The organism is Granulicella sp. dw_53 (genome assembly GCF_018449545.1).
In the GTDB taxonomy this organism is placed as follows: Bacteria; Acidobacteriota; Terriglobia; order Terriglobales; family Acidobacteriaceae; genus Edaphobacter.
In genome coordinates, this window is record NZ_JAAVUR010000024.1 from 45282 (window position 1) to 63017 (window position 17736).

At 59.2% G+C, this 17736-nt stretch carries 19 protein-coding genes; 5 read left to right on the forward strand and 14 right to left on the reverse strand.

What is annotated here, in order from left to right:
* The first annotated feature begins 100 nt into the window (after positions 1-100).
* On the forward strand, positions 101-562 hold the full coding sequence (locus HB393_RS23675; RefSeq protein ID WP_213807691.1) for a MarR family winged helix-turn-helix transcriptional regulator: 462 nt from the start codon (positions 101-103) through the stop codon (positions 560-562).
* Here the strand turns inward: HB393_RS23675 and HB393_RS23680 are convergent.
* Positions 559-759 carry a hypothetical protein gene (locus HB393_RS23680; protein ID WP_213807692.1) on the reverse strand — a complete coding sequence of 67 codons (201 nt, stop codon included), beginning with the start codon at positions 757-759 and terminating at the stop codon, positions 559-561. The genes HB393_RS23675 and HB393_RS23680 overlap by 4 nt on opposite strands.
* Positions 760-906: 147 nt before the next feature.
* On the opposite strand from HB393_RS23680, the gene HB393_RS23685 reads away from it, so the two are divergent.
* Complete coding sequence (locus tag HB393_RS23685) at positions 907-1764, forward strand: alpha/beta hydrolase (protein WP_213807693.1); 858 nt, start codon at positions 907-909, stop codon at positions 1762-1764.
* Between the two features lie 446 nt (positions 1765-2210).
* Here the strand turns inward: HB393_RS23685 and atpC are convergent, their stop codons facing one another.
* The 9 genes from atpC to hfq all read right to left on the reverse strand — a co-directional run bounded on the left by atpC (position 2211) and on the right by hfq (position 10867).
* Positions 2211-2645: an ATP synthase F1 subunit epsilon gene (gene atpC / locus HB393_RS23690; protein ID WP_213807694.1), complete on the reverse strand. Its 435-nt coding sequence runs from the start codon at positions 2643-2645 to the stop codon at positions 2211-2213.
* A gap of 88 nt (positions 2646-2733) precedes the next feature.
* Complete coding sequence (gene atpD / locus HB393_RS23695) at positions 2734-4176, reverse strand: F0F1 ATP synthase subunit beta (protein WP_213807695.1); 1443 nt, start codon at positions 4174-4176, stop codon at positions 2734-2736.
* Between the two features lie 29 nt (positions 4177-4205).
* Complete coding sequence (locus HB393_RS23700) at positions 4206-5297, reverse strand: FoF1 ATP synthase subunit gamma (RefSeq protein ID WP_213807696.1); 1092 nt, start codon at positions 5295-5297, stop codon at positions 4206-4208.
* A 3-nt stretch (positions 5298-5300) separates the two neighbouring features.
* On the reverse strand, positions 5301-6848 hold the full coding sequence (gene atpA / locus HB393_RS23705) for a F0F1 ATP synthase subunit alpha (protein WP_213807697.1): 1548 nt from the start codon (positions 6846-6848) through the stop codon (positions 5301-5303).
* Positions 6849-6924: 76 nt separating this feature from the next.
* Positions 6925-7464 carry an ATP synthase F1 subunit delta gene (gene atpH / locus HB393_RS23710; RefSeq protein ID WP_213807698.1) on the reverse strand — a complete coding sequence of 180 codons (540 nt, stop codon included), beginning with the start codon at positions 7462-7464 and terminating at the stop codon, positions 6925-6927.
* A complete protein-coding gene (locus HB393_RS23715; RefSeq protein WP_345945408.1) occupies positions 7464-8180 on the reverse strand; it encodes an ATP synthase F0 subunit B in 717 nt (238 codons plus the stop codon). Before HB393_RS23715 ends, atpH begins: the two co-directional genes overlap by 1 nt.
* Positions 8177-8644: an ATP synthase F0 subunit B gene (locus HB393_RS23720; RefSeq protein WP_213807699.1), complete on the reverse strand. Its 468-nt coding sequence runs from the start codon at positions 8642-8644 to the stop codon at positions 8177-8179. Before HB393_RS23720 ends, HB393_RS23715 begins: the two co-directional genes overlap by 4 nt.
* Positions 8645-8962: 318 nt before the next feature.
* On the reverse strand, positions 8963-10516 hold the full coding sequence (gene hflX / locus HB393_RS23725; protein WP_255551553.1) for a GTPase HflX: 1554 nt from the start codon (positions 10514-10516) through the stop codon (positions 8963-8965).
* A gap of 24 nt (positions 10517-10540) precedes the next feature.
* Positions 10541-10867 (reverse strand): RNA chaperone Hfq, encoded by a 327-nt coding sequence (gene hfq / locus HB393_RS23730; protein WP_213807700.1) that lies wholly within the window; start codon positions 10865-10867, stop codon positions 10541-10543.
* A 289-nt stretch (positions 10868-11156) separates the two neighbouring features.
* Here hfq and HB393_RS23735 point away from each other — a divergent pair, with 289 nt between their 5' ends.
* The 3 genes from HB393_RS23735 (at position 11157) to HB393_RS23745 (ending at position 13544) form a co-directional block, all read left to right on the forward strand.
* Entirely contained in the window at positions 11157-12347 is a 1191-nt protein-coding gene (locus HB393_RS23735) for a DegT/DnrJ/EryC1/StrS family aminotransferase (RefSeq protein ID WP_255551554.1), read from the forward strand.
* A 449-nt stretch (positions 12348-12796) separates the two neighbouring features.
* Positions 12797-13024, forward strand: coding sequence for a hypothetical protein (locus tag HB393_RS23740; RefSeq protein ID WP_213807701.1), 228 nt, complete (start codon positions 12797-12799; stop codon positions 13022-13024).
* 91 nt (positions 13025-13115) lie between these two features.
* Positions 13116-13544 carry a cupin domain-containing protein gene (locus HB393_RS23745; RefSeq protein ID WP_213807702.1) on the forward strand — a complete coding sequence of 143 codons (429 nt, stop codon included), beginning with the start codon at positions 13116-13118 and terminating at the stop codon, positions 13542-13544.
* Positions 13545-13626: 82 nt separating this feature from the next.
* Here the strand turns inward: HB393_RS23745 and HB393_RS23750 are convergent, their stop codons facing one another.
* The 4 genes from HB393_RS23750 to HB393_RS23765 form a co-directional block, all read right to left on the reverse strand.
* Entirely contained in the window at positions 13627-14205 is a 579-nt protein-coding gene (locus HB393_RS23750) for a hypothetical protein (protein ID WP_213807703.1), read from the reverse strand.
* A gap of 212 nt (positions 14206-14417) precedes the next feature.
* A complete protein-coding gene (locus tag HB393_RS23755; RefSeq protein WP_345945409.1) occupies positions 14418-15638 on the reverse strand; it encodes a VWA domain-containing protein in 1221 nt (406 codons plus the stop codon).
* A 157-nt stretch (positions 15639-15795) separates the two neighbouring features.
* On the reverse strand, positions 15796-16929 hold the full coding sequence (locus tag HB393_RS23760) for an RluA family pseudouridine synthase (RefSeq protein ID WP_213807704.1): 1134 nt from the start codon (positions 16927-16929) through the stop codon (positions 15796-15798).
* Complete coding sequence (locus tag HB393_RS23765) at positions 16919-17686, reverse strand: prolipoprotein diacylglyceryl transferase family protein (protein ID WP_213807705.1); 768 nt, start codon at positions 17684-17686, stop codon at positions 16919-16921. Before HB393_RS23765 ends, HB393_RS23760 begins: the two co-directional genes overlap by 11 nt.
* Positions 17687-17736 lie beyond the last annotated feature (50 nt).

The window sequence follows — 17736 nt, forward strand, 5'->3', positions numbered from 1 at the left end:
ATCACACAATATTTGATGGGCCAAAGAACACACTCTATGGTAATTTTAAGATGTGTATACATCTCTATCCTCCGGCATCGACCCTTGCGCCTGCACAACCGTGAAGAAAGTATCGCGAGTTTTAGGCAGATTCTACGACTCCAAGATCTCGCAGGCTGGCATCAATATCACTCAACTCGCCGTTCTCCGCGTAATCGAGCGCCGCAGCGAAGAGCCGCTGACCCGAATCGCTGAAGAATTGGAGATGGACCGCACCTCTCTCTACCGCGCCATCACTCCCATGATCCGCGACGGCTGGCTCACCTCGCACGACGGAACCCACGCTCGATTTCGCACCGCGCAACTCACCAGGAAGGGACGCCAGATCCTGACCGATGCAAATAAGCATTGGGATCGAGTGCAACAAAATATCATCGGATGCTTCGGAAAGAAAAAATACGCCTCCCTTCTTTCAGAGCTCACTCGCCTGGCAGAGTGCGCGGTGAAGCTGAATAAACGCCCAAATGAGTTACATAAAAGCGGCAGCAATTCGAACTCCCTTCACCTTCCAACACACAACTAAGAGTCGCAGCGCAACGCAACAGTAGGATCCATCCGAGCCGCAGAACTTCCCGGGACCAACGCCGCAAGCAGCGCCACTACAATCAACAAGCCAGTCACACCGGCAAAGGCCACAGGATCGCGCGGTCCGACGTGGAACAACAAGCTCGACAACACACGAGCCAGCGCCAGCACCAATCCAAGAACCGCTCCCGGCACAATCCTTCAATCGATGCACCGAAAGTCCCTTCCGCAAAATTCTCTGTCCGTGCGGATTAAGCCCTTCAACAGCAATCATTTTGACAGTTAGCGAAATTGCAGAGCCAGGACCAGCCAACTATAAATTGAGAGATACAAGGAGATAACATGTTGCCGACCACCTCTGTTCTGCTCGCCATGGCACTTATCCTGCCATCCACAACGAGCAATGTCTCTTCGATTCCAACCTGGCAGACGCTGCCAGTGGAGCAACCCCTCTCCCCACCGACTCAGGAAGGTTACGTCGATCATGACGGAGCTCGCATCTGGTACGGAACGCTCGGGAAGGGTGAACCAGTCATCCTCTTGCACGGAGGGATGGCCAGCAGTCTGAGTTGGGGAAATCAGGTTCCGGCTCTGGTCGAAAGTCACCATAAGGTGATCTTGATCGACAGCCGTGGACACGGGCGCAGCACGCTAGGACCGTATCCGCTCTCCTATGAGCGAATGGAGAGCGATGTCGTCGCAGTGATGGATAAGCTCCACCTGAAGAAGGCCTCCTTCGTCGGCTGGAGTGACGGAGCAAACATCAGCCTCATCATGGCGATGAAGAATCCGGAACGAGTCAACGGGGTGTACGCCTTTGGCGCAAACATGAATCTCGAATCGATCGTGCCAGGTACTTTTACCTCACCCATCCTCTCCGAACTGGCAACAAGATTGGCGAAGACCTACGCTCGCATCTCACCGACTCCCGACGGATTCGGCACTCTTCATGAGGCTCTCGAGACGATGCAGAAGAAAGAGCCCAACTACTCGACCCAGGAACTCGCTGCGATCAAAGCGCCTAATATCGTCATCGCCGATGGCGAACATGAAGAGTTCATAACCCGCGCTCACACGACCTATCTTGCAGCCACCATCCCTGGCGCAAAGCTGATCATCCTTCCCGACGTAAGCCACTTTGCCCCCTGGCAAGCCCCCACAACATTCAACAACTCAATCGTCCAATTTCTCAAAAACTGATCCCTGGATCCTCACGTCTCGCCGACCGGACTTAGGGCTCACAAAGCCCAAAAGGCGGACGAATCCTTGTGTCCACTTTTTTGTCTTGCAAATTTCCCAGCAAAAACGCATGTCAAGCCCCAAAACCACCTAACCCCTTCCAAGCCTTCACTTACAAGTGGCACTTTAGTTTTGGTCAATTCTCTAAAATAGAACTAGAGATCAAATAGGAAGAGAGATAGACAGATTAGACAAGAAAGGCCCGGCGGAAGCCGGGCCTAACTCGTTATCCTCTACATATTTGGACGCAACGCTTTTGTTTGGAAGAATTTGGCAGGGGTCAATGCCTCTATCCTGTTGCAAAAACTACGCTTACACGCGGGCAAGGGGGGGACACCCCCCACACCCACGGAAACAGAACAAGGGCACTACCGAAAGGAGCCGCACGGATGTACGACAACCAGAACCTAAGTGCTGCGACCCTCAGCCGAGGCAAGTTTCTCCTCAGCCTGACGAGTCAGCGCATTGGCTGCGTCGTACTGCTCGCCATTATCGCCCGCCTCATGCCACATCTTCTCGCCGGCCTGAAGCTCCTGCTGCGCCTCGGCCTTGTCGATCTCGTTCGGATGCATCGCCGTCTCGGCCAGAATGGTCACCCGCTCCGGCAACACCTCGACGAAGCCCCAGGCAACGAAGAACTTCTGATCGCCCGAAGTTCCACCATGCAGCCGCACCTCGCCCGCACCCAGCTCAGCCAGCAGCGGAGCATGACCGTAAAGCGCCTCCATGTACCCGGACATCGACGGCAGCTCCACCGCCTCCGCCGTCACATCCGCCAGCACACGGTCCGGAGTCACCAGCCGTACCGTCAACAGACCCGAATTATTTACAGTCTCAGCCATCTCAACCCAATCGAAGAGGTAAAGAGAGGGAAGGCAAGCGACCACACCGCGTGATCGCGAACCCGAATCCCTAACCTCTAATCCCGCTCTAAGCCGTCTGCTTCATCTTCTCAGCCGTAGCCAACACATCCTCGATGCCGCCCTTCAAATAGAAGGCCTGCTCTGGAATGTCGTCATGCTTGCCGTCGATGATCTCCTTGAAGCTCCGAACCGTATCCTCAACCTTGACGTAAGCGCCCGGAATACCGGTGAAGATCTCAGCCACATGGAACGGCTGCGAGAGGAAACGCTGCACCTTGCGGGCCCGCGCCACGGTGATCTTGTCGTCTTCAGAAAGCTCGTCGATACCGAGAATCGCGATGATGTCCTGCAGATCCTTGTAACGCTGCAGAATCTTCTTCACACCTTGGGCAACATCGTAGTGCTCTTGCCCAACGATTCGCGGCGACAGAATGCGCGACGTGGAAGCCAGAGGATCGACCGCCGGATAGATACCAAGCTCAGACAGAGGCCGAGAGAGCACAGTCGTCGCATCCAGGTGAGCAAAGGTCGTCGCCGGAGCCGGATCGGTCAAGTCGTCGGCAGGAACGTACACAGCCTGCACGGAAGTAATCGAACCCTTCTTGGTCGAGGTGATGCGCTCCTGCAACTCGCCCATCTCGGTCGCCAGATTCGGCTGGTAGCCGACGGCCGAAGGCATACGTCCAAGCAGCGTCGAGACCTCGGAACCGGCCTGCGTGAAGCGGAAGATGTTATCGATGAACAGCAGCGTGTCCGCACCCTCTTCGTCGCGGAAGTGCTCAGCAACGGTCAGGCCGGTTAGCGCCACGCGCAGACGCGCCCCTGGAGGCTCGGTCATCTGGCCATAAACCAGCGTCGCTTTGCTCTTAGGAAGATCCTTCAGGTCGATAACACCCGACTCCTGAAACTCCATCCAAAGATCATTCCCCTCGCGAGTGCGCTCACCGACTCCGGCGAAGACCGAGAAACCACCGTGCTGGCTGGCGACGTTGTTGATCAACTCTTGAATGATGACGGTCTTGCCCACGCCAGCGCCGCCGAACAGACCGATCTTACCGCCCTTCAAGAACGGCTGAATCAGGTCGATGACCTTGATTCCCGTCTCGAACATCTCTTCGCTCGTCGACTGCTCGTCGAACGCAGGAGCCTGACGATGGATCGGCATATGCACCTTGGCATTCACCGGTCCCAGCTCGTCCACCGGCTCGCCCAGAACGTTCAGCACGCGGCCCAATGTCTCCCGGCCAACCGGCACCAAGATTCCGTCGCCGGTGTCGATCGCCTTCATCCCGCGAACCATGCCTTCGGTCGCGACCATGGCGATGCAGCGCACGCGGCCTTCGCCCAGGTGCTGCTGCACCTCGACCACGACATCCAGCGGGGTGGGAACAACGAAGCCCTCGCTCACAATCCGCAGCGCCTGAAAGATCGGCGGCATGTGCGACTCTTCGAATTGAACGTCAACGGCCGGGCCGCTGATCGAAATCACTTTTCCAATATTCTCTGCCATAGTCTCTTTCGTCTCCGCAGTCGCCTCACTTACAAGGCAGCTGCGCCACTTACAATCTCGATAATTTCCTTCGTAATCGCTGCCTGCCGCACACGATTCATCGTGAGCGAAAGCGCATCGATCATATCGCCTGCATTATTCGTCGCTGAATCCATCGCAGTCATGCGCGCTGCATGCTCCGCAGCGACACTCTCGAGGAACGCGTGAAAGATCTGCGTCGTCACATAGCGCGGCATCAGATGCTTGAACAATCTCGCTGGAGACTGATCGAAGATATAGTCAACCTCAGCCGTTCCGAACTTCTTCGCCTCGGCCTCGACCACAGACTCTTCCGGCTCATTCACGCTGATGCCCGCAGTCTTCGCCGCTCGAGCAGCCGCTTCCTTCTGCTCTTCGCTCATCTCTTCTGACGCGGTAATCTCGTGCGATCCGAGCTTGCGAATCGGCAACAGCTTCTCCACGACCAGACGCTGCGAGATAACCGACTTGAACTCGTTGTACACGACATAAACCGAGTCAATCTCCGCCCGTTCATACCGCTCTACGATCGAGTGACTCATCGCCGAGACCTCTGCGATGTCCAGCTTCAGGAGCAATGTCTGATGCTCGCCCAAGACCTCGACTGGAGCGCTGCGCCGCCGAATCGTCTCATAGTGAGTCGAGAGATCGTTGTCGTAGTGCTCTTCCGTCTTGTCGTAGACCGCAGTCGGATAACGCTTGCGAAACAGATCGCGCGCCTTGCGTCCCACAGGCTCGACATCCACGTTCTGGCCCATCGCCCGACGTGCATCGATGAAGTTCTGCGCAGCCTTGGTGATGTTGGAGTTGAACGCGCCCGCAAATCCCTTATCGCCAGCAACGACGATCACCAGGACATTCTTCTCCTCACGCTCAACCAGCAGCGGATGCATCACATCGCCGCTTTCGCCGCCGTAAAGATCCGTCCGCCGCACCAGCGATTCCAGAACATTCGTCAGCATCTGCGCGTACGGACGCGCCAGCATCGCGCGCTCCTGTGCGCGACGCAGCTTGGCGGCAGACACCATTTTCATGGCCTTCGTGATCTGCCGCGTGTTCTTCACACTGCGAATGCGACGCCGTAAGTCGAGTACGTTTGCCATGGTTTACTTGGCCGCAGCCGTCTCTTTCTTCTCCTTGCGTTCAGCGAGGAAGTTGCCCTTATATTCGTTGATCGCTGCGTTCAGCCGTCCCTTGAGATCATCGTCCAGTGCCTTCTTGGTCGCGATATCGGTCAGGATCGTAGGTTGTGCCGATTCGAGGTAAGGATAGAAGCCATCCTCGAACGCTCGCAGGTCCTTTACCTCGACGTCATCCAGCAGGCCATTGACTCCGGCATAGATGATCGCAACCTGCTTCTCCACCGTCAATGGCTGGAACTGAGGCTGCTTCAGAAGCTCTGTCAGACGCTGACCACGGTTCAACTGTTGTTGTGTCGCCTTATCCAGATCCGAACCGAACTGCGCGAATGCCGCCAGTTCACGGTACTGAGCCAGATCAAGCTTCATCGTCGCGCCGACCTGCTTGGTCGCCTTGATCGCCGCCGAGAAGCCTACGCGCGAGACAGACAGACCGACGTTCACGGCCGGACGAACGCCCGAGTTGAACAGGTCCGTCTCGAGGAAGATCTGACCATCGGTAATCGAAATGACGTTGGTCGGAATGTACGCAGAGACGTCACCCGCTTGCGTCTCGATGATCGGCAGTGCCGTCAGCGAGCCGCCGCCCAACTTGTCCGAGACCTTGGACGAGCGCTCAAGCAACCGGGAGTGCAGATAGAACACGTCTCCCGGATACGCCTCGCGCCCTGGCGGACGGCGCAGCAGCAGCGAGATCTCGCGGTAGCTGGCGGCGTGCTTCGAAAGGTCATCGTAGATCACCAACGCATGCTTGCCGTTGTCGCGAAAGTACTCGCCCATCGCGGTCGCCGCAAACGGAGCAAGATACTGCATCGGAGCCGGCTCGGAGGCAGTCGCCGCAACCACGATGGTGTATGCCATCGCGCCATGCTCTTCCAGCGTCTGCACAACCTGCGCAACCGAAGATCGCTTCTGTCCGACAGCGCAGTAGATGCAGATCAGGTTGTTCTTAGCAGAGTTGATGATCGTATCCAGCGCAATCGCTGTCTTACCCGTCTGACGATCGCCGATCAGCAACTCACGCTGACCACGCCCGATCGGAATCATCGTGTCGATCGCCTTGATACCGGTCGCCATCGGCTCGCGCACGCTCTGACGATCGATGACGCCTGGCGCAAGCCGCTCTACCGGAAGCGTCTCGGTGGTATTAATCGGTCCTTTATCGTCGATCGGCTGACCGAGCGCATTCACAACGCGACCGATCAAAGCCTCTCCAACCGGCACAGACATGATCTTTCCGGTCCGCTTTACCTGATCGCCCTCTTTAATCTCTGTGTAATCGCCCAGCAACACCGCGCCGACCTGGTCTTCATCCAGGTTCATCGCGAGTCCTGCCACGCCGTGCGGGAACTCAATCAACTCACCCGCCATAACCTTGTCCAGGCCATGAACGCGTGCGATACCGTCGCCCAGCGTGACGACCGTGCCAACCTCGTCGACCTGGATCTTCTGCTCGTAGTTCTCAATCTGCTGGCGAAGCAGTTCGGTTATTTCATCAGCCTTGATCTGTGCCATCTCTTCCTCAACTTCATCCGTAGGTAACTTCGGGAAATCTCTCGCAAGCAACGTATAACAAACTTTGCTTCTAAACTCAGGCGTTTACAAGCCTCTGCTTCAGCTGCGCCAACTGTGCCCGGATCGAGCCGTCATAGACCGTAGATCCCAGCCGCACCACAGCTCCGCCCAGAAGCGTCTTATCCTCGCTGTAGGTAGCGCGAATCCGTCCGCCGGCCAGCTTGGCGACCTGAGCCTCCAATTGAGCGCGATCCTCATCGTTCAAAGGATGCGCACTGGTAATCTCAGCTTCGGCGAAACCGTCCTGCTCGTCCGCGACTACTCCATACTCCGCCACCATCTCGCTCAACTCCGAGAGGCGGTTATGGTCCATCACCACTGCGACGAAGTTCCGCACCTGCGGAAACATTCCAATCTTCGCGGCGATCGCATCGAGCACCTTCAGCTTCTGCTCACCGGAGATCGAAGGGTTGACCAATACTTCATGCAGCTCGCGACTTCCCGCCAGCGTCTGCGCAAAGTCGTCTAACTGTTGCCGCACGGCTGCCGTATCTAGCTTCATCGAAGCTGCGACTGAGGCCAAGGCATGGGCATAACGAAGCGATAGGACTGACATTAGTTCTGCCCTCCCTTCGAGTCGTCACCCGCCAGCCGCCGAGCAAAGCTCTGCACCAGCAACCGGTCCGTCTCGGCTGAAACTACTAGTTTTCGCGCAGCCTGCTCAATCGCCAACTCGGCAGCGTACTGCTGAAGCTGACGCTGTGCCTGGATCGTGGCCGCAGCAATCTCCTGCTCGGCCGATGTAAGAATCTTCTGCTTCTCTTCTTCAACCGAGGCCTTGATGCGCTGTTCGTCCGCCGCAGAGTCTTTCTCCGCCTGCGCCTTCATCGCTGCAATCTGTCCATCCAACTTGCTAAGACGCTCTTCCACGCTACTCAGACGGACACTGGCCTCTTCCGTCGCCGTGCGGGCATCCACCAGATGCTTCTGAATCGCAGTATTTCTGCCACGGAAGACACCGGGCAAAGTCTTCACCAGGAACCAGAGAACCAGAACCGCGAGAATGCCAAAGTTAGCCCACTGGAACGCCGTTGAGGCCTGCTCTGTCGTCATTCCCAGCTTCGAACCGATGAACTTCACCGAAGGAGAGTGCAGATACGCATCGTTCTCTTCGGACTCCGACTTCTTCGCTTCCGGAGACTGCGTCGCCGTCTTGCTCTTCTGCTCTACAGACTGACTCGTCGGCTCCTGCGCGAACGCGGAGTGCGCTGGAACTGACAAACCAGCCGCAAGAATCATCAACGCTAAAAACTTAGTAGAAGGAAGCCTCACTGTGTCACCTCCGGGGCTACAACACCGGCAGGTAGAACCGCCTTCAATATCTGTGCGCTCAATTCGGAGCTCAGGCCTTCGATCTGCGAGCGAGCCGCAGCAGCGCTCTGCTCGATGTCCAAACGCGCTGTCTTGATCCGCTCTTGCGTGGACTGTCGTACCTGCTCCAACGCTGCATCGCGCTCAGCGTTCCATTGCTTCAGCTTCTGGTCGCGAGCCTGAAAGATCTCGTTCTTCGCGCTGCGCAGCTTGTCTTCATATACGGAGGTCTCTGCCTCCGCGGCTGCGATCGCGCCTCGCGCCTGTTCTACCGCTCCACTCGTCCGGGCTCGCCGCTCTGCCAGGACCTTGTCCAGAGGACGCCGAACCAGCACGCCATAGGCGATGACCAACAAAATAAAGAGCACCATGGTCGGCACAGAGCCGAGCACAAGTTCACCGAGTTGTCTAAGTATCTGGTCCATGAGGGGGTTCGGCCGTAGCCGCTTTGGAGATTCCGCTTACCGGACCAGATGCAGGTACGGCTCCTGAAAGATGTATATAAGGGCGAGAACGGTTCCTTGCAGTACACCTAGTTTTAGCAAAGCGGTGATGACAGTGTCAAACAAAACCACACCGATAACCGTTCGATGGGTGCGGTAAGCGAACGGAATCCCAAATTCATTCTTCTTTCACAGTGCCAGGCTGATCCATTAGAATAGATCTACCACCCGGACCCATTCCTGGGTCACACAGGCTGCGTGCTTTGGGACCCACCTCCGCTCCCAACCAGGCAGCCTGTGCTAGTTAATTCGCTCCCGAAAGCGGCGGTATCGGTTGAGCAGCGACTCGGGCCCTTTTGCAGATAGGTAGGCCAAATTTCCTTCGAACCGCTTCTCCTTCAAGACCGCTCCTGCCTCCAGTGCAGCCAGCACCGCTCCCTCCGACTGTGGAATCCGGAATTGCATCTCGATGAGTGGGTCCTCGACCAGAGCAGCGTCGATCGCCGTCAGAAGATGATCCAATCCTAGTTTCTTCAGCCCTGAGACCGCGACGCTTCCCGGAGTTCCCATCGGGACGGCTCCATCCGCGGCGATCAGGTCCACCTTATTCAGGACCTCGATGCGAGGGGTCTTTGAGACGTCCAGCTCGGATAGGACCTTCTCCACCTGAACCTTCTGCTCCTCCACCATCGAGCTCGAAGCGTCGCGAACGTGCAGCAGCAGTTCCGCTCTCTCGACCTCCTCCAGCGTTGCCCGGAAGCTCGTCACCAGCGTATGGGGCAGGTTCCGGATGAAGCCCACGGTGTCCGAGAGCAGGACCTTTCGCTTCGATGGAAGCTGCACGAGCTTCAGTTTTGGGTCCAACGTCGCGAACATTCGCGACGACTCCAGCACTCCCGCCTCAGTCAGGGCGTTGAACAGCGTGCTCTTGCCGGCGTTCGTATACCCCACGAGGGCAACTACCGGCACAGGGACGGCTTCCCTGCGCTGTCTTTGCTGCCGCCGAATGCGTCGGACCGCCTCCAGTTGCTCCTTCACATGGTCGATGCGGAGGTTGATCTTGCGCCGGTCGGTCTCGAGCTGCGTCTCACCTGGACCGCGGGTTCCGATGCCGCCACCTAGCTGGCTCATCGACTTGCCTCGTCCTGCAAGCCTTGGGAGCTGATACTCGAGTTGCGCCAGCTCTACCTGTAGCTGACCTTCCCGCGTCCTGGCGTGCCGCGCAAAGATGTCCAGAATGAGCTGGGTCCGGTCGATCACACGGCAAGGCAGCCTTGCCTCCAGGTTCCTGAGCTGCGAGGGTGTCAGGTCGTGGTCGAAGAGCACCAGATCTGCGCCGGTCGAAGCCAGGACTCCCTCGATCTCCTCCAGCTTGCCTTGGCCGATCAGCGTCGCTGGATCGGGCTTCGGTCTGCGTTGGATCAGGGTCGCGGCGACCTCTGCTCCGGCGCTTCGGGCTAACTCTTCGAACTCTGCCAGCGAGGCGTCGAAGTCCAGGTCGGCGAGACTTGGCTCCGCACTGTCCTTTCCGGGCCTGGCGGTTTGTCTCTTTGGTGGCGAGACTCCGTCCTCCGGATCCGCATTCCACTCTTCAGGCTCATTTCGGTCCAGAAAGCCTGAGGTGTCCAGCGATACTGCCGCAGATCTCCGGGCGAGCTGCGCTGCTGCTGTCAGATTCCGTCTCTGAGCGGTGAATTCGACCGCGACCAGCACCGCACGCTCTGCGTGGGGACGATTTGCCGAGGCGGCAGTCTCGCGGGCCGCGGCTTCGTGCCGTGCGACGAGGCTACGCCGCGCCGGTTGACTGGCGCGGTTTTTCTTCTCCTCTGAGATGTTCTTGTCTTCTGCGGTCAACGGCCAGACTTCTGCGCCCAGGTTCTACGAACCATGGGTTCCTGTAGCTTCGTGTAAGACCGGATGCGAAGCAGCAGGAGAGGGTCCTGCACCGCTACGCGGCTCCGTCTTGGCCTCCGAGCGCAGTTCCGTATGCGCTCCGGCACGTCCACTAACTACCGTTGAGATGGCGTGCTTGAAGATAAGTTGCTCCTGGCTGTTGTTCTCCAACAGCACTGAGTATTTATCGAAAGAACGGATTCGCCCTGTGAGCTTCACCCCGCTCACCAGATAAATCGTAATGGGACTCTTGTCTTTGCGAACCGTGTTGAGAAAAGTGTCCTGAATGTTCTGTGCCGGCTTTGATTCCATGGTGCCGATCTCCTTCTGCGGGGTTCATCCAACAATTACGTTAAGGCCTGGCCGAACAGCTAGAGTCCAGCATTGATTCTGATTCGGACGGGAGACACCCATTAACGTCGGGTGCACCACACTGCCTTATCAAACCTGACCACAATACGAGCATCCCACGCAATTTTCAACTCGCGGAGTGCTTTGTTCCTCATTCTGCGCGGTGTGTCCCGCGATAATTCCCGATAGGACACCCGGAATGTTCTGCCCTTCGATACCGGTTCAGGCTTCCATCTGCCTCCGGTATAACATGACAGACGTGTCAAAAAGCGTTTCGCAACCCGTTCCCATGTTGGATTTCTCCCGCCAGTTCCACGAGATCCGTTTCGAGGTCCTGAACGCCATCGAGGAGGTCTGCCTCTCGCAGAAGTTCATCCTCGGCCCGCAGGTCACCAGCTTTGAGCAATCCGCGGCGACCGCGTGTGCCGTTCCTCACGCGGTCGGCTGTGCCAGTGGCACGGATGCGCTGTGGCTGGCCATGGCGGCGGCTAATATCGGCAGTCCCGATCCTGGCCTCAATCCTTCGCGGGACGCCGTGATCACATCTCCCTTCAGCTTCTTCGCTACGGTCAGCGCTATCCTCCGCTGTGGAGCGCGTCCGGTGCTCGCCGATATCGATCCCGCAACTTACAACCTCTCACCTGCGGCGGTTGAGGCGGTGCTTGATTCTCCGCAGGGTGCGTCGGTCAAAGCCGTCCTGCCTGTCCACCTCTACGGCCAGTGTGCGGACTGGGACGCGTTCGCTGCGCTCAAGGGTCGCCACGACCTCCTGCTCATCGAGGACGCCGCCCAGGCCTTCGGAGCGGCCTGGAATGGGATTCCAGCGGGAGCGCTTGGCGATGCCGCGGCCTTCAGCTTCTATCCGACCAAGAATCTCAGCGCCTTCGGCGATGCGGGACTCCTGACGACTACCTCGGCCAGCCTCGACGATCACGCTCGTATTCTGCGCGCTCATGGCATGCGGCGACGCTACTACCACGAGGAGATTGGCTGGAACTCGCGGCTCGATAGCATCCAGGCAGCGATTCTCGAGGTGAAACTCCGCTATCTGCCGCGCTGGAATCAGCAGCGCCGCGATCTTGCCGCAAACTACGACCAGCTCTTTCGAGCCGCGAAGCTTACTGGAGGGACCGTCCAGGATGGGATCGTGTTGCCTTTCACCGATCCGCGCGCCACGCACGTCTTCCATCAGTACGTCATTCGGGCTCCACGGCGCGATGCTCTCCGGCAGTACCTTACCGACCTTCAAATCGGGAGCGAGATCTACTATCCTGTGCCGCTCCACCTGCAGGAGAGTCTCGCGTTTCTCGGCTACAAGGCTGGAGACTTTCCCCACTCGGAGGCCGCTGCCGCCGAGGTCCTGGCTCTTCCCATGTATCCCGAACTCCGTGAGGACGAGCAGCAGACGGTAGTGGAAGCTATCCGTGCCTTCTATGCCTGACCTTCCACCTGGCTTGGTGGGGGCGATGTCACCCCTTGCTCCTCTCGTCTTCCACGCACCCCTCCCCCCTCTTAAATTGCTTAAATTCCTCATTCAACGCCGTTTGAGGGCGAACTCGAAGGGTGTTCTTCGTAATCGTCCTCAACAGGTTCTTCATCTCCACTTTTAATTGTAGTCAGTGCGCGTAACTAAAGTGCCACTCGGATCTTGCTGATACGCAGGAGTTAGATTGATTTGGGGCTTGACACGCGTTTTTGTTGAGGTTTTCCTGCACGAAAACTTTTAGTGTCTGATCTTTCCGGGGTTAGCGAACAACCGCTCGCTCTCCGCCCTGCTCGTATTGCGTCAGCCAATCGGAATAAATATTTTCTTGGCTTGTTTCCTTAGCGAACGCCTGTGGATTGCAGGGGTTTCAGAATGTGGCCGTAGATCGCCGCTGAGGACGCTCTGTGATTCCGTATATAGGCCCCGAGATTATCGAAGTTCTTTTGCGAGAGCGGTCTTCCGCGAACGCTCCGCCGAAGGTGAAGATCTCTGCGCTGCCTTCCGAGATGGATTCCCGTTCCGAAGTAGCGCCTTTCAAGGAGTCCAGGATCTATACGCTTTATTTTGTGGTCTCACTGCTGACGGCGCGGATGTTGCGCTCGTTCTGGACAGAGGATGTTGAGATCAATTGAACGGAATGCAGAGTGGCGGATCGGCGCGTTACACGGCCATTGCCATCGCACCCAACGCCATCACACCGAGCACAGACGTAAACTGGAGAGCATGAAATTTCTTACCGCTTCCCTCTTTGTCTTATCGTCGTTCTGCTACGCTGCGCCACCCGATACCCCCTCCCCAGTCAAGGTTGAGACCCTTCTCCAGAGCGCTGCCTCATGGGACGGCACGCCTTACAAGACTTATCCTTCCGGCCAACCCCAGATCACCGTGCTCAAGTACACGATCGCGGCCCACACCACGATGAAGTGGCACACGCACCCTTTTCCCAACTCCGGTTACATTCTCTCGGGCGAGCTTACGATTGAGAAGAAAGACGGCACGAAGAAGCATTTCGTCGCGGGCGAAGCCCTTACCGAGACGGTCGATAGCGTGCATCGTGGAATCACAGGCGACCAGCCACTAGTGTTGGTGGTCTTCTACGCTGGGACGCCGGGAAAGGCAGTCACAATCCCTACTAACGACGAGTCCCATTAGAGCAAGTTCCAGTGAAGCATTGAGGCGAGTGGGGAGACCGAAATCCGGTCTCCCCCACTCGCTTACTTATTTATTGGCTTGCCTATTTACCTTCAGGGGCTGGAACCATGACGGCGCTGGGATCGACCTTGGGGATGCCGAAGTGACCGCTGAGGTGGAGCAGGTCCAGCGGGCGGAGGTCGCAGGTGAGCTGGATGACGTTCATATCGCGGGAGGCACGGGAGAGGACCGTGACGCCGTCTATGTCAGCTCCGGAGAAGTGCAGCCAGAGGTCGGTTACGGGCGCCTTGGGCTGTGCGGTGTTGGTTACGGTCTGGTTGGCGTTTACGAGGTGCTTCCAGCCGGCGGCGTGGTAGGAGTCGATGAGGGAGGTCATCGCCTCGGGGGTGTAGAAGGCGGGCCGGGGGTAGCGGTAGTTGTCGACGACGATGCTGTTGATGGCTGCGGCGGCGCGGTGGGCGTCCATGCCGTTGGATTCGAGGAGGCCCTGGGCTAGCTGCATCATGGAGCGGTCGAAGACGAAGCCGGTGTGGGTGGCGGGCTGGTCGGCGAGGGTAGAGAGTGTCTGGCCGATATTGGCGGGCTGCTGGGCCTGGCCGAAGAGGGGAAGAGCGAGAGCAAGTGCGCCAAACAGGAGGAAGGTGGAGATTTTACAGGTCATGTGGGCGGTAGCCTCTTCTTCTATTGACGCCATTTAGGCGGAATAGTTACGGGGATGGCTTTGAAAAGCTGCTGCCGCCCCCGGTTGTAGATTGGGGCTGGTGGGGGACGGCTTAACACCGATTTGCACGGATTGCACCGATTTGGTCTTGCCCCTTTTTGGGGGTGTTGGTGTTTTGGTGTTTGTTGGTCAGGTTGGCTTAGATTGCTTTTTTATTGTAGGGGGCGGGGGGAGAAGTAGCCCATTTTGGCTCGGACGTGGTAGCGGGGGTCGCGGGCCTGGAGGTAGATGGTGCGGAAGGAGCCGTCGTTTTTGAACTCGGCGGGGGTGTAGATGAGGGAGTATTGGCTGCGGAGCTCTTCCTCGACGTTGTGGAAGGCGGTGGCTACGTCCTCGAGCTTGACGGGGAAGAAGGCTTGTCCTCCGGTGGCGGCGGAGATGGCTTTGAGTACCTCGTCGCCTTTGTCCTTGCTGGGACTGATGTTGGTGCTGATGGAGTAGACGGTGGTCTCGGCGCGCTGACACTCCTTGATGGCGTCGGACTGGAGGGCGCGGCTGTAGTTGTCGTCGCCGTCGGAGACGAGGACGAGGGCGCGGCGGACGGCGACCTCGTCGCGGAGGGTGAGCATCTGCTCGTGGCAGGTTTTGTAGAGGGCGTCGTAGAGGGCGGTTCCGCCGCCGGGACGGAGCTTGCGGATGCCCTGGTTGAGGAGGTCGACGTTGTTGGTGAAGCCCTGGGCGACGTCGGTCTGGATGTCGAAGCCCTCGATGAAGGCGCGGTCGTTGAGGTGCAGGACCTGGAGGAAGAACTCGACGGCGGAGTCCTGCTCAAACTGGAAGCGCTGGCGGATGGAGCTGGAGGTGTCCAGCATGATGCCGACGCGGAGAGGAAGATTGCGGGCGAGGGTGTAGTGGATAACACGGACGGGCGGGCGGCCGTCGTCGAGGAGACCGAAGCTGTCCTGACGGAGGTTGGGGACGAAGCGGCCCTTTTTGTCGGTGACGGTAAAGATAAGGTTTACTTCGTTCGCCTGAACCTTAATGGTGGTGATGGGCTCGTCGTTGGCGGGGCTTTGTTGCTGCGTGGGCGCCGGGGTGGATTGCGGCCCGGGGGTCGTCGTCTGCGTAAGAGCGGAGGGCGATGCAGGAGCGGGTGCGGACGGGCCCTGAGGGAGTTGCTGTGGGGCCGCGGCGGCTACCAGGGGCTGCTGCTGAGCCGGCTTCTGAACTGGTTGCTGAGCTGGCTGTTGAGCTGCGGGGGAGCTATTGTGGCCGAAGAGGTGGTGCATCCAGCTGGAGTGGGCGGGCGCTGGCGGATTGACGACAGAGGTGGACTGGGCCTGCGCTGGTGCGGCGCCAAGGTGGAGGAGAATCAAGACTGTCGAGGCTGCGAGGAGGCTCGCAGCGAAGCGGGAACGGGCGGATGCGGTCACGCGGTTGATTCTACCGAATCTGACGGGCGGGTGCGGCGCGGGTTTGGGTTTCGAGGTGGTTTGGCTGGAGCGAAAGATTGGATTTGGGACGAGTGGGCGAACGCAAGGCTTGGCACGTCGTCTGTAACGGCGGTGTTGCTTCCTGAGCGTGGCGCGATCAGGAAGTGCGAAGGGTGGCGAGGAAGTTGGTGAGCTCCGGGGGGAGGGGTGCGTCGAGGTCCATGGGCTTGTTTGTCTGGGGATGAAGGAAGGAGAGGTGGGCGGCGTGCAGGAAGTTCCGATCGAGTTCGAGCGGGGCTTCAGGGTCCAGGGAGTTGGGGATCTTGTGAGGAGCGCCGTAGAGATGGTCTCCGACGACCGGGTGCCCGAGGGATTGCATGTGAACGCGGATCTGGTGGGTGCGGCCGGTCTCGATCTTGACCTCGACGAGGGTGAAGGGGCCGTAGATGGAGTCGATGCGCTCCAGGACGTGGACGTGGGAGACGGCGGTGCGTCCGTCGGCGCGGCGGGTGGTCATACGGATGCGACGGACGAGATCGCGGGCGATGGGGAGGTTGACGGTGGTATCGACCTTTGCGACGTGGCCGTGGACCAAGGCGAGGTAGGTCTTGGCGACGCGGCGCTGGGAGAACATCTCACCGAGTTTGCGGTGGGTGGAGTCGTCCTTGGCTACGAGGATGATGCCGGAGGTCTGTTTGTCGAGACGGTGGACGATGCCGGGGCGGAGGTCGCCGCCGACCTCGGAGAGGTGATTGAGGTGATAGAGCAGGGCGTTGACGAGGGTGCCGTGGTTGCGGATGTCGTCGGTGGTGCCGGCTCCGGCGTGGACCATCATGCCGGCGGGCTTGTTGATGACGGCGAGGTGCTTGTCCTCGTGGATGATCTCGAGGGGAATGTTCTCGGGGAAGGCGTGGAGGGGCTCGGGGCGGGGTGCGCCTTCGATCTCGATGGGTTCGCCGCCGAGGAGCTTCTGTTTGGGCTTGGCGAGGAGGCCGTTGACGCGGACCTGGCCGGACTCGATGAGGAGCTGGACGCGGGCGCGGGAGATGTCGGGGATGGCCTGGGCCAGGTATTGATCGAGACGGAGGCCGGCGGCGGCGGGGTCGGCGGTGAACTGGCGGATGGCGGGGTGGGCCGCGTCGGGGGCTTCGGTGTCGGGATCGGCGTCGTCTTCGAAGTCGAGGACGGGGATGGGGAGTGGGGTGGCTTCTTCGACTCCCCGGGTGGCGCGGTACTCGGCGCGGACGGAGCGGTGGCGGTGGCCTTTGGGGAGCATGTTCTTAGAGGGCATGGTGCTCCGGGGTGGTGATGTGGATGGGAGTGGACTGGAGGAGGATCATCCCGGCTGCGAGGATCATGCCCAGGGCGACCCACTGAATAGGGTCGAGGATGTTGGCCAGTGGGTTGGTGTCGAAGGCGAAGCTGGGGTGACGGAGGAACGAGATGAGGAACTGGGCGATCCCGGAGGCGGCCAGGGCGAGTGCCGTGGGGCGGCCGGGTTGGGGACGGTGGGCGAGGAGGCGCAGGACAGCCACGGTCGTAAGGACGGCGGCGAGGGCGGCGTAGAGGGCTACGGGGTGGAGATAGGCTCCGCCGGTGGGAGAGAGGATCTTCCAGGGGACGGAGGTGGGGAGGCCAAGGTCGCTTCCTTCGGCGAGATGTCCCAGGGCGAGGAAGATCCAGGCCAGGGTGGCGCAGGGGGCCCAGGCGTCCAGTGTGGCCAGGAGGGGTAGCCGCTTGAGGCGGAGGTAGATCCCGGTGGCCAGGAGGGTGAGGAGGATGCCGGTGTCGTTGAGCGAGGGCAGGGTCAGGATAGTGAGGGGGTAGCCGAGGAAGCTGTGGAGGTTGGCTACGACCAGAAGCAGGCGGGAGAGGACCAGCGCGGAGAGGATGGCGAAGAGGCCGGCGTTCCAGAGGGCGTCGGGGTCGATGCCGACGAGACTGGCGGTTCGGAGGGAGAGGGAGAGGGCGCCCATGAGGCCGAGGGCGGAGAGAACTCCGAAGGTAGGGAGGATGAAGCGGCCGAGGTGGATGAGGTCGGGGTGCATGGAGAGGCTGAATCGATTTTACGGGAAGGTACGGGAGGGGCGGCGCTAGG